Origin of the sequence: Amycolatopsis sp. SID8362 (assembly GCF_010550475.1) — a bacterium.
In the GTDB taxonomy this organism is placed as follows: Bacteria; Actinomycetota; Actinomycetes; order Mycobacteriales; family Pseudonocardiaceae; genus Amycolatopsis; species Amycolatopsis eburnea.
Genome location: NZ_JAAGNB010001466.1, coordinates 1 through 12363, shown reverse-complemented (window position 1 = coordinate 12363; position 12363 = coordinate 1). Strand labels below are relative to the sequence as shown.

The window sequence follows — 12363 nt, the reverse complement described above, 5'->3', positions numbered from 1 at the left end:
TCGGCGAGGGCCACCGCGGTGGCCGCCCCGATTCCGCGGCCCGCGCCGGTGACCACCGCGACCTGGTCGGTGAGCTTGAACCGGTCGAGGATCATGGCGCGAAATGTAACACGTTCTAGTGACGGCGAACACAGCTCCGGCGTGCCGGGTCGGACTGGTCACGTTAGGCTTGACCGGAGTTTCCAGGACGTATACTTAGCGCCGCGAACTACCGGGAACCCATCAGGAACTACGTCGTTCCGCGCAGCCAGATCGTTACCGTCCGCCGCAGTCCGGGGCGCTCTGAATTGATGCTGACGTGTTTCCCAGGTGTTAAAGTCGCGCTAACAAGCGGGCCATCGTCGTCCCGTGCGCTCCCCGGCCGGTAGCCCGGCCCCGCACGACAAGACGACGAAGGAGGTCCCTTCATGATCTTCTCCGCCATTCCCGGCAAGCAGGGTCTCTACGATCCGGAGACCGAACAGGACTCCTGCGGTGTGGCCATGGTGGCCGACATCCGCGGGCGCCGCTCCCACGGCATCGTCACCGACGGCCTCGCCGCGCTGACCAACCTCGACCACCGCGGCGCCGCCGGCGCCGAACCCACCAGCGGCGACGGCGCCGGCATCCTGCTGCAGCTGCCCGACGCACTGCTGCGCGCGGAAGCCGGCGTCGCGCTGCCCGAACCCGACGAGCGCGGCCACCACGCCTACGCCGCCGGCATCGCGTTCCTCCCCGAAGACGCCGAGCAGCGCCGCAAAGCCGTCGAGCTGGCCGAACGCATCGCCGTCGAAGAAGGCCTCGAGGTCCTCGGCTGGCGCGAGGTACCGGTCGACGCCGACCGTGCCGACATCGGCCCGACCGCGCGCTCGGTCATGCCGCACTTCGCCATGCTTTTCGTGGCGGCGGACGGAAAAGCGGGCCTGGAGCTGGACCGGCTCGCCTTCTGCCTGCGCAAGCGCGTCGAGCACGAAAGCGCGAACTCCGGCTGTGGCACGTACTTCCCGTCGCTGTCCTCGCGGACGATCGTCTACAAGGGCATGGTGACGCCGGAGCAGCTGCCGGCCTTCTTCGGCGACCTTCGCGACGAGCGGCTGGAAAGCGCCATCGCGCTGGTGCACTCCCGCTTCTCCACCAACACCTTCCCGTCGTGGCCGCTGGCGCACCCGTTCCGGTTCGTGGTCCACAACGGCGAGATCAACACCATCCGCGGCAACCGCAACCGCATGCGGGCGCGCGAGGCGCTGCTCGAGTCCGAGCTCATCGACGGCGACCTTTCGCGGCTGTTCCCGATCTGCTCGCCGGACGCGTCGGACTCGGCGTCGTTCGACGAGGTCCTCGAGCTGCTGCACCTCGGCGGCCGGTCGCTGCCGCACGCCGTGCTCATGATGATCCCGGAGGCGTGGGAAAACCACGCCACCATGAAGCCCGAGCGCCGCGCGTTCTACCAGTTCCACGCCAGTCTCATGGAGCCGTGGGACGGCCCGGCCTGCGTCACCTTCACCGACGGCACCCTGGTCGGCGCGGTCCTGGACCGCAACGGCCTGCGCCCGGCGCGCTGGTGGCGCACGGCCGACGACCGCGTCGTGCTCGCCAGCGAGGCCGGCGTGCTGGACGTCGCCCCGAAGGACGTCGTGGCCAAGGGGCGGCTCAAGCCCGGCCGGATGTTCCTCGTGGACACCGAAGCCGGCCGGATCGTGGACGACGAAGAGGTCAAGTCCGCGCTCGCCGGCGAGCTGCCGTACGACTCCTGGCTGCACGCCGGGCTGCTGAAGATCGCCGAGCTGCCCGACCGCGACCACGTCGTGCAGAGCCACGACTCGGTGCTGCGCCGCCAGCTTTCCTTCGGCTACACCGAAGAAGAGCTGAAGATCCTGCTCGCGCCGATGGCCGAGAAGGGCGCCGAGCCGATCGGCTCGATGGGCACCGACACCCCGCCCGCCGTGCTGTCCCAGCGGTCCCGGCTGCTCTACGACTACTTCAAGCAGGGCTTCGCCCAGGTCACCAACCCGCCGCTGGACGCGATCCGCGAAGAGCTGGTCACCTGCATGGCGCGGATCATGGGCCCGGAGCGCAACCTCCTGGCCCCCGGCCCGGCGTCCTGCCGCCACCTCAAGCTGCCGTACCCCGTCATCGACAACGACGAGCTGGCCAAGCTCATCCACATCAACGACGACGGCGACCTCCCCGGCTTCGCGTGCAGTGTCCTTTCCGGACTGTACGAAGTGGACGGTGGCGCCGAGGCGCTGGCCGGCGCGATCGAACGCGTCCGGCGTGAGGCCTCCGAGGCGATCGCGGCTGGGGCGCGCACGCTGGTGCTGTCCGATCGCGACTCCGACCACCGGATGGCGCCGATCCCGTCGCTGCTGCTGGTTTCCGCGGTGCACCACCACCTGGTCCGCACCAAGGAACGCCTGCGCGTCGCGCTGGTCGTCGAATCCGGTGACGCGCGCGAGGTGCACCACATCGCGCTGCTGCTCGGCTACGGCGCCGCCGCGGTCAACCCGTACCTGGCCTTCGAGACCATCGAGGACATGATCGGGCAGGGCGCGGTCACCGGCATCGAGCCGGCGAAGGCGGTCCGCAACTACGTGCAGGCGCTGGTCAAGGGCGTCCTGAAGATCATGTCCAAGATGGGCATCTCCACGGTCGGCGCGTACACCGCCGCCCAGGTCTTCGAGTCCCTCGGCCTGAGCCAGGACCTGCTCGACGAGTACTTCACCGGGACGTCGTCGAAGCTCGGCGGCGTCGGGCTCGAGGTGCTCGCCGAAGAGGTCGCCGTCCGGCACCGCCGCGCGTACCCGGACAACCCGACCGAACGCGTCCACCGTGGACTCGACACCGGCGGCGAGTACGCCTACCGCCGCGAGGGCGAGCTGCACCTGTTCACGCCGGAGACGGTGTTCCTGCTGCAGCACGCGTCGAAGACCGGCCGCGACGAGGTCTACCGCAAGTACACCGACGAGGTGCACCGCCTCTACCGCGAAGGCGGCACGCTGCGCGGGCTGTTCTCGTTCAAGGACGGTGTCCGCGAGCCGGTCCCGCTCGACGAGGTCGAGCCCGCCGAGGCGATCTTCAAGCGCTTCAACACCGGCGCGATGTCCTACGGCTCGATTTCGGCCGAGGCGCACGAAACCCTGGCCATCGCGATGAACCGCATCGGCGGCCGGTCCAACACCGGCGAGGGCGGCGAAGACCCCGAGCGGCTGTACGACCCCGAGCGCCGCAGCGCGATCAAGCAGGTCGCTTCGGGCCGCTTCGGCGTCACGAGCGAATACTTGGTCAACGCCGACGACATCCAGATCAAGATGGCGCAGGGCGCGAAGCCCGGCGAGGGTGGCCAGCTGCCGCCGAACAAGGTGTACCCGTGGATCGCGCGTACCCGGCACTCCACGCCGGGCGTCGGCCTGATTTCCCCGCCGCCGCACCACGACATCTATTCCATCGAGGACCTGGCACAGCTGATCCACGACCTCAAGAACGCCAACGAGCACGCCCGCATCCACGTGAAGCTGGTGTCCTCGCTGGGTGTCGGCACGGTCGCGGCCGGCGTGTCCAAGGCGCACGCGGACGTCGTGCTCATCTCGGGCCACGACGGCGGCACCGGCGCGTCCCCGATGAACTCGCTCAAGCACGCGGGCACGCCGTGGGAGATCGGCCTCGCCGAGACCCAGCAGACGTTGCTGCTCAACGGGTTGCGCGACCGGATCACCGTGCAGGTGGACGGCGCCATGAAGACCGGGCGCGACGTCGTCATCGCGGCGCTGCTCGGCGCCGAGGAGTACGGCTTCGCGACGGCCCCCCTCGTCGTCGCGGGCTGCATCATGATGCGCGTCTGCCACCTCGACACCTGCCCGGTCGGCGTCGCGACGCAGAGCCCCGAGCTGCGCAAGCGCTACACCGGCCAGGTCGAGCACGTCGTCAACTTCTTCAAGTTCGTGGCCGAAGAAGTACGGGAAACCCTGGCGGCACTGGGGTTCCGGACGCTCGACGAGGCCATCGGCCACGCCGAGCTGCTGAACACCGACGAGGCCGTCGACCACTGGAAGGCGTCCGGTTTGGACTTGGCGCCGATCTTCGAGATGCCTTCGGAGACGCCGTACGGCGGCGCCAAGCGGCGCACGCGCGGCCAGGACCACGGCCTCGAGCACGCGCTGGACCGCACGCTCATCCAGCTCGCCGAGGCGGCGCTGGAAGACGCGCACCACGTCAACATCGAGCTGCCGGTGCGCAACGTCAACCGGACCGTCGGCACGCTGCTCGGCTCGGAGATCACCCGCCGCTACGGCGGCGACGGCCTGCCCGAGGGCACCATCAACGTCACGCTCACCGGGTCGGCCGGGCAGTCGCTCGGCGCGTTCCTGCCGCGCGGCATCACCCTCGACATGGTCGGCGACGCCAACGACTACGTGGGCAAGGGCCTGTCCGGCGGCCGGATCGTCGTCCGCCCCGACCCGGACGCGACCTTCGCCGCCGAGGCGCAGACGATCGCGGGCAACACGATCGCCTACGGCGCCACCGCCGGCGAGATCTTCCTGCGCGGCCAGGTCGGCGAACGCTTCTGCGTCCGCAACTCCGGCGCCACGGTCGTCGCCGAAGGCGTCGGCGACCACGCCTTCGAGTACATGACCGGCGGCCGCGCGGTGGTGCTCGGCCCGACCGGGCGCAACCTGGCGGCCGGCATGTCCGGCGGCGTGGCGTTCGTGCTCGACGTCGACCGCAAGAAGGTCAACCAGGACATGGTGGACCTGCTCAAGCCGACCGCCGACGACCTGGCGTGGCTCAAGAAAACGGTGCAGCAGCACCACGATCTCACCCGCTCCGCGGTGGCGGCCTCGCTGCTCGGCGACTGGCCGCGCCGGTCCGTGGCGTTCACGAAGGTGATGCCGCGCGACTACCAGCGGGTCCTGGACGCGGCGAAGGCGGCCCGCGCCGCCGGCCGCGACGTCGACGAGGCGATCATGGAGGCCGCTCGTGGCTGACCCGACCGGTTTCCTGAAGTACGACCGCGAAGAGCCCAAGAAGAAGTCCAAAGAGGACCGCCTGCACTCGTGGGGCGAGGTCTACGCGGACGTCGACCCGGGCGAGCGCAACGAAAAGGTGTGCAAGCAGGCGTCGCGCTGCATGGATTGCGGCATCCCGTTCTGCCACTCCGGTGGCTCCGGCTGCCCGCTGGGCAACCTGATCCCGGAGTGGAACGACCTGGTCCGCCGCGGCGACTGGGCCGCGGCCAGCGACCGGCTGCACGCGACCAACAACTTCCCCGAGTTCACCGGGAAGCTGTGCCCGGCGCCGTGCGAGGCCGGCTGCGTGCTGTCCATCTCGCCGCTGTCCGGCGGGCCGGTCGCGATCAAGCGCGTCGAGCAGACGATCGCCGACCAGTCCTGGGAAGCGGGCTACGTCCAGCCGCAGGTGTCCGAAGTGTCCAGTGGCCGCCGCGTCGCGGTCGTCGGCTCCGGCCCGGCCGGCCTGGCAGCCGCCCAGCAGCTGACTCGCGCCGGCCACGAGGTCACGGTGTTCGAGCGCGACGACCGCCTCGGCGGCCTGCTGCGCTACGGCATCCCCGAGTTCAAGATGGAGAAGAAGGTTCTCGACCGCCGCCTGGCACAGCTGCGCAAGGAGGGCACCCGGTTCGTCACCGGCTGCGAGGTCGGCGTCGACCTCTCGGTGGAAGACCTGCGCGCGCAGTACGACGCCGTGGTGCTGGCGGTCGGCGCCCTGCGCGGCCGCGACGACACGACGACGCCGGGCCGCGAGCTCGCGGGCATCCACCTGGCGATGGAACACCTGGTGCCGGCCAACAAGTACGTCGAGGGCGACGGCCCGCCGTCGATCGACGCCCGCGGCAAGCACGTGGTCGTCATCGGCGGCGGCGACACCGGCGCGGACTCCTACGGCACGGCCACCCGCCAGGGCGCGGTTTCGGTGACGCAGCTGGACCAGTACCCGATCCCACCGTCCACAAGGGACGACGAGCGCTCGCCGTGGCCGACGTGGCCGTACATCCTGCGCACCTACCCGGCGCACGAGGAAGCGGGCGAGCGGAAGTTCGCGGTGGCGGTCAAGCGCTTCGTCGGCAATGAGGACGGGCACGTGACGGCCGTCGAGTTGCAGCAGGTCCGCGTCCAGAAGGACCCGGCCACCGGCCGCCGCGAGGTCATCCCGGTGACCGACGAGGTCGAGACCCTGCCGGCCGACCTGGTCCTGCTGGCGATCGGGTTCGAGGGCGTCGAGGAGATGCCGCTGCTGGACGGCCTCGGCTTGTCCCTGACTCGTCGCGGAACCCTGTCGTGCGGCGCGGACTGGCAGACGGAGACCCCGGGCGTGTTCGTCTGCGGCGACGCCCACCGCGGCGCGTCGCTGGTGGTGTGGGCGATCGCGGAGGGCCGCTCGGTGGCCAACGCCGTCGACACGTACCTGACGGGCGCCTCGGACCTCCCGGCCCCGGTCCACCCGACGGCGTTGCCGCTCGCCGTCGTCTGAGCCCCTCGCACCGCCATTCGGCCGTACGCGATGCGGCCGAATGGCGGTGTGCACTCCGTGATGTGACAACTACTTTCGAGTAGCTGTGTCGCCTTTGCGACGATTCACTCGCGGGAAGGTGGGCGTCTTGAAGCACACGACAATCCGGGCCGCGGTCGTCACCGCCGTCCTCTCCCTCGCGTTCGCCCTGGTCGGTGTGCCCGCCCAGGCCGCGCCGAAACCCTTCTGGACGCCCGACGCGATGCGGGCGGCCGTTCCGATGGACAAGCTCGTCAAAGCGCCGCGCGTCAGCCGCAAGGAAGTCGCGAAAGGACCGAGCGCGATCATCCAGAGCCTCCCGAACGGCGGCGGCGCCTGGACCGGCGGCGGCAAGGTCACCCAGACCGCCGGGCGCGTGTTCTTCCTCTTCAACGGCCAGAAGGCGTCCTGCTCCGGTGACGCCGTGACCAGCGCCAACGGCAGCGTCGTCGTCACCGCCGGGCACTGCGTCAAGTACCAGGGCACCTGGCACACCGAATGGGTCTTCGTGCCGGGCTACAACAACGGCAACGCGCCCTACGGCCAGTGGGCCGCGAAGTCCACCTTGACCACGCCGCAGTGGGAAGCCAGCGAGGACATGAACTACGACGTCGGCATGGCGGTCGTGAACCCGCTCAACGGGCAGCGGCTCACCGACGTCGTCGGCGCGCAGGGCATCGCCTTCAACCAGCCGAAGAACCAGAGCATGTACACCTTCGGCTACCCGGCCGCCTCGCCGTACGACGGGACGAAGCTGATCTACTGCAGCGGCAGCACCTTCACCGACTTCCTGCTGACCAAGGACCACGGCATGAACTGCAACATGACCGGCGGTTCCAGCGGCGGGCCGTGGTTCCTGTCGTTCAACGAAAGCACCGGCACCGGTGTGCAGGCCTCGGTGAACAGCTTCGGCTACAACTTCCTGCCGGGCTACATGTTCGGGCCGTACTTCGGCACCGACGCGCAGAACCTGTACAACCGCGCGCAAGCCGCGTGAGTACCGTCAGCCCAGGGGTGGAGCCGCGGTTCCGGCCCCTGGGCTGACGTCCGCGCGACCCCGCCGGGCCACGCTGGACGCATGCGGAAATCGTTGGTACTCCTGGCTTTCCTGCCACTCCTCGCCGCGCCTCCGGCGAACGCGTCGCCGAGTCTGAAGTGGACGAGCCCGTGTCCGGACTACGGGATGTCGCCGTCGCCCACGGCCGGGCTCGAATGCGCGACCCTGCGCGTCCCGCTCGACTACGCGCACCCGGAGCGCACCATCGAGCTGACACTTTCCCGGCACGCCGGCGTCCCCGGCAAGCGGCGCGGCGTCCTGCTGATGAACCCCGGCGGCCCGGGCAGTCCCGGCCTCGCCATGCCCGCACAGCTGGTGCAGCGGATGGGTGGCTCCGGCCTGCCGGACGCCTACGACGTCATCGGGTTCGACCCGCGCGGCACCGGCTACAGCACACCCGTGACGTGTGCGATGACGCCCGAGCAGCGCGGTGCCGTGCTGGGCCCGTACGCGGACGGCCCGCGTGACGTCGTTGCCACCGCGGCCAAAGCGCGGGCAGTCGCGAAGCAGTGCGGTGAAGCGTCCACAAAGGACCTGCTGCCGCACATGACGACCGCGAACACCGCGCGCGACCTGGACCGGATCCGGGAAGCGCTGGGGGAGAACAAGATCTCCTACTACGGCGTCTCCTACGGCAGTTACCTCGGCGCCGCCTACGCGTCGATGTTCCCGGACCGCGGCGACCGGATCGTGCTCGACAGCGTCCTCGGCCCGGCCGGCCTCGACGTCCGGGCGAACCAGCGCTTCGCCGAAGGGTTCGACGACCGGTTCCCGGACTTCGCCGCGTGGGCCGCCGCCCGCGACGACGTGTACCACCTGGGGCGGACCCCGGCGGCGGTGACGGCCAAGTTCTCCGAACTGGCCGCCGTGCGGGGCCCGGAGTTCCGCGCGAACACGTGGAACGGCCTCTACGACGACGCGTTCTTCCCCGCGCTCGCGGCCGAATGGGCGGGCACCGCGCGCGCCGCGGCGGGTCCGCTCGACGGCGACAACCACGCGGCCCTCCAGCTCCAGGTGCTCTGCAACGACTCGAACTGGCCCGAACAGCTCGGCTACTACCAGCGCGCGGTCGAGCGCGAACGGGCGCGGCACCCGATGTTCGGCCCGGCGGCGGCGAACGTGAACCCGTGCGCGTTCTGGCCGGTCGAGCGGGCCGAACCCCCGGTGCGCGCCGGCGGTCCGGGGCCGGCGAACGTGCTGCTGGTGCAGAACGAGCGTGACCCGGCGACCCCGCTGGCCGGCGCCCGCGAAACGCGAGCGGCGTTCGGGAACCGGGCCCGGATGGTGACCGTCGACGCCGGTGGGCACGGTGTCTTCACGCGGGACAACGCGTGCGGGAACGCCGCGGTGCTGGAATATCTGCGTGGTGGGGTTTTCCCCGCGGTGGACCGCTCCTGCCGGTGAGAAAATCCCCGCTGCCCGATGGGGCCGACCCGGGTCACCCACCCGGTTGGCGAAGCTGATTTTTCCCGTGCGGGGGCGCACAATCACTCCGCCCGGTCTCCGGGGTCCACTGTGGATCAATCACGGAACCGGGCGGAGAGGTGGCAAGTCATGTCCAGACTCGTGCGGGCCGCGGTGGTGGCCGTGTCGGCCGCGGCCGTGGTCGTCGCCGCGCCCGGCGCCGATGCCGGCCAGGGCGGCCTGAAGACGGTCGCCACCGGGCTGAACAACCCCCGGCACCTGACCGTCCACGACGGCAGGGTCTACGTCGCCGAAGCTGGCGCGGGCGGCACCGGCAAGTGCGTCGAAGGCCCGGAAGGGCCGGCCTGCTTCGGCCTCAGCGGCTCGCTGGCGCTGCTCGACGGCCACGGCGGGGTGCGCCGGATCCTGACCGGCCTGCCGTCCGCGGCCGCGCCCGGCGGAGCCGCCGTCGCCGGTCCGACGGACGTCGCGTTCGTCCACGGCGTCCCGGCCCTGCTCGCCGGCGACGTGCTCATCGACCCGGCGACCGGTGCCAACCCGTTCGGCGCGGACGGCCGGCTGCTCGGGAAACTGTCGTTCGCCTTCGGGCCGCACGTCGTGCCCGGCCCGGACTTCGCCGCTTTCGAGGCGAAGAACAACCCCGACCACGGCGCCGGGGCGAGCCCGGACACGCCGGTGATCGACTCGAACCCGTTCGGGATGACGCGCTACCGCGACGGCTTCGCGGTCGCCGACGCGGCGGGCAACGACCTGCTCTACGTCGACGGCCGGGGCCGGATCAGCGTGCTCGCGGTGTTCCCGCCGAAGCTCGTCACCGCGCCGCCCGCCCTGGGCCTGCCGCCCGGCACGCGGATCCCGGTGCAGAGCGTGCCGACGTCGGTCGTGGCCGGCCCGGACGGTGCGCTCTACGTGTCCGAGCTGAGCAGCATCGCGGTGGGCGCGGCCCGCGTCTGGCGCGTGGTGCCGGGGCAGCCGCCGAAGATCCACGCCGACGGCTTCACGGCGCTGACCGACCTGGCGTTCGACCGCGAGGGCAGGCTGCTGGCCTTGACGTTCGCCCGGGACGGGATCGCGGCGCCGCCCTCGCCCGGCGTGCTGACCCGGGTGGAGCGGAACGGCAGCCGGACGGTGCTGGCGTCGGCGGGCCTGGCCGCGGCGACGGGGCTGGCCGTGCGGGGTGACGAGGTGTTCGTGAGCAACAACGGCACGTCGCAGGGCACGGGCTCGGTCGTCCGGCTCGTCCCGCGCGGCTGACCGGCCGGTCGCGCGCGGGAAACGGGGTTCCGGCCCGGTTTCCCGCTCACGACCTGGGGGACGGTGAACCGGGCGAAACGCGGAAGGGCCGAAACTCTATCCTGGTGTTCGTGAACTGGACTGTGGACGTCCCCGTCGACACACTGCCCGAACTGCCGCCGCTGCCGCCCGGTCTGCGGGAGCGGCTGGACGACGCGCTGGCCCGCCCGGCCGCGCAGCAGCCGGAGTGGCCCGACCCGGACGCGACCCGCCGGGTGCGCGGCGTGCTCGAGAGCGTGCCGCCGATCACCGTGCCCGCCGAGATCGACCGGCTGAAGAACCGGCTGGCCATGGTCGCCCGCGGCGAGGCGTTCCTCCTGCAGGGCGGCGACTGCGCGGAGACGTTCGAGTCCAACACCGAGCCGCACATCCGGGCCAACCTGCGCACGCTGCTGCAGATGGCCGTCGTGCTGACCTACGGCGCGAGCCTGCCGGTGGTCAAGGTCGGGCGCATCGCGGGCCAGTACGCGAAGCCGCGCTCGGCCGCGACCGACGCGCTGGGCCTGCCGGTCTACCGCGGCGACATCATCAACTCCCTGGTCGCCAAGCCCGAGCTGCGCGTGCCGGACCCGGGCCGGATGATCCGCGCGTACGCGAACGCGGGCGCCGCGATGAACCTGGTCCGCGCCCTCACCGCCGCCGGCATGGCCGACCTGCACCAGGTGCACGACTGGAACAAGGACTTCGTGTCCGCGTCGCCGGCGGCCCAGCGCTTCGAGTCGCTGGCCAACGAGATCGACCGCGGCCTGCGGTTCATGTCGGCGTGCGGGGTCACCGACACGTCGCTGCAGTCGACGGAGATCTTCGCCAGCCACGAAGCGCTGCTGCTCGACTACGAGCGGTCGATGCTCCGCCTGGACAACGCCGACGCGGCCGACCCGAAGCTGTACAACCTGTCCTCGCACTTCCTCTGGATCGGCGAGCGGACCCGCCAGCTGGACGGCGCGCACATCGCGTTCGCCGAGCTGCTGGCCAACCCGATCGGGTTGAAGATCGGCCCGACGACCACGCCGGAGCAGGCGCTGGAGTACGTCCAGCGGCTCGACCCGCGCTCCGAGCCGGGCCGCCTGACGCTCATCGCGCGGATGGGCAACAGCAAGGTCCGCGAGGTGCTGCCGTCGATCGTCGAGAAGGTCGAGGCGTCCGGGCACAAGGTCATCTGGCAGTGCGACCCGATGCACGGCAACACGCACGAGTCGTCCACCGGCTACAAGACCCGGCACTTCGACCGGATCGTCGACGAGGTCCAGGGCTTCTTCGAGGTGCACAACAAGCTGGGCACCTACCCGGGCGGCATCCACGTGGAGCTGACCGGCGAGGACGTCACCGAGTGCCTGGGCGGCGCGCAGGAGATCTCGGACGTCGACCTGTCGGGCCGCTACGAGACGGCCTGCGACCCGCGGCTCAACACCCAGCAGTCGCTCGAGCTGGCGTTCCTGGTCGCGGAGATGCTCCGCGGCTGAGGCTCACGCCCCGGCACCGCCGTCGACCGGCACGATCGCCCCGGTCACCATCGCCGCGCGGTCGCTGAGCAGCCACGCGGCCGCCTCGGCGACCTCGCGGGGCTCGGCCATGCGGCCGAGCGGGATCGACGCGGTGATCCGCTCGACGATCCCGGGGGTCGCGGCTTCCCACGCGTCGATCATGTCCGTGGCGGTGCCGCCGGGGGTGATGCCGTTGACCCGGATGCCGTGCGGCGCCCAGGTCACGGCCGCGGTCTCGGTGAGGCTGTTCAGCGCCCGCTTCATGGCGCCGTAAGCGGGCAGGGCGGGGTTGGCGCGGCGGCTGCCGATGCTCGAGGTGTTGACGATCGCCCCGCCGCCGCTCCGGCGCATGAGCGCGGCTTCAGCGGTCATGGCGGTCCAGTGCGCGCGGAAGTTGACCGCGAACTGCTCGTCGATCTCGTCCTCGGCCGTCGTCTCCAGCGGACCGGGCCGCTGGATCGTCGCGCCGTTGTTGAACGCGCCGTCGAGGCGGCCGTGGCGCCGCTCGACGTGGTCGACGGCGGCGCGGATGCTCGCGGGATCGGCCAGGTCCAGCGCGACGGCGCCGGCGGTGCCGCCCGCGTCGCGGATCTCGGCGGCGATGCGTTCGAGGGGCCCGGTGCC

The 12363-nt window shown here is 71.2% G+C and carries 7 protein-coding genes and 1 pseudogene; 6 read left to right on the top strand and 2 right to left on the bottom strand.

What is annotated here, in order from left to right; all coding sequences use genetic code 11:
- Positions 1–95 (bottom strand): annotated as a pseudogene (locus tag G3I65_RS45135) (short-chain dehydrogenase); the annotation flags it as partial.
- A gap of 312 nt (positions 96–407) precedes the next feature.
- Here G3I65_RS45135 and gltB point away from each other — a divergent pair.
- The 6 genes from gltB (at position 408) to G3I65_RS45105 (ending at position 11718) form a co-directional block, all read left to right on the top strand.
- Positions 408–4961, top strand: a complete 4554-nt coding sequence (gltB, locus tag G3I65_RS45130; RefSeq protein WP_160701544.1) for a glutamate synthase large subunit — start codon at positions 408–410, stop codon at positions 4959–4961.
- Complete coding sequence (locus G3I65_RS45125; RefSeq protein WP_160701543.1) at positions 4954–6462, top strand: glutamate synthase subunit beta; 1509 nt, start codon at positions 4954–4956, stop codon at positions 6460–6462. Before gltB ends, G3I65_RS45125 begins: the two co-directional genes overlap by 8 nt.
- A gap of 127 nt (positions 6463–6589) precedes the next feature.
- On the top strand, positions 6590–7477 hold the full coding sequence (locus G3I65_RS45120) for a serine protease (RefSeq protein ID WP_160701542.1): 888 nt from the start codon (positions 6590–6592) through the stop codon (positions 7475–7477).
- An 81-nt stretch (positions 7478–7558) separates the two neighbouring features.
- Positions 7559–8941: an alpha/beta hydrolase gene (locus G3I65_RS45115; RefSeq protein ID WP_160701541.1), complete on the top strand. Its 1383-nt coding sequence runs from the start codon at positions 7559–7561 to the stop codon at positions 8939–8941.
- Between the two features lie 150 nt (positions 8942–9091).
- A complete protein-coding gene (locus G3I65_RS45110) occupies positions 9092–10216 on the top strand; it encodes a ScyD/ScyE family protein (protein ID WP_160701540.1) in 1125 nt (374 codons plus the stop codon).
- Positions 10217–10326: 110 nt separating this feature from the next.
- Entirely contained in the window at positions 10327–11718 is a 1392-nt protein-coding gene (locus tag G3I65_RS45105) for a class II 3-deoxy-7-phosphoheptulonate synthase (RefSeq protein WP_163046863.1), read from the top strand.
- Between the two features lie 3 nt (positions 11719–11721).
- Here the strand turns inward: G3I65_RS45105 and G3I65_RS45100 are convergent.
- Positions 11722–12363, bottom strand: a 642-nt coding sequence (locus G3I65_RS45100) for an SDR family NAD(P)-dependent oxidoreductase (protein WP_160701539.1), incomplete at its 5' end; no start/stop codon positions are given.

Bases quoted from the DNA above. Each gene is read 5' to 3' on its own strand.
- gltB (WP_160701544.1), top strand. From the start codon at position 408: ATGATCTTCTCCGCCATTCCCGGCAAGCAGGGTCTCTACGATCCGGAG.
- G3I65_RS45115 (WP_160701541.1), top strand. From the start codon at position 7,559: ATGCGGAAATCGTTGGTACTCCTGGCTTTCCTGCCACTCCTCGCCGCG.
- G3I65_RS45110 (WP_160701540.1), top strand. From the start codon at position 9,092: ATGTCCAGACTCGTGCGGGCCGCGGTGGTGGCCGTGTCGGCCGCGGCC.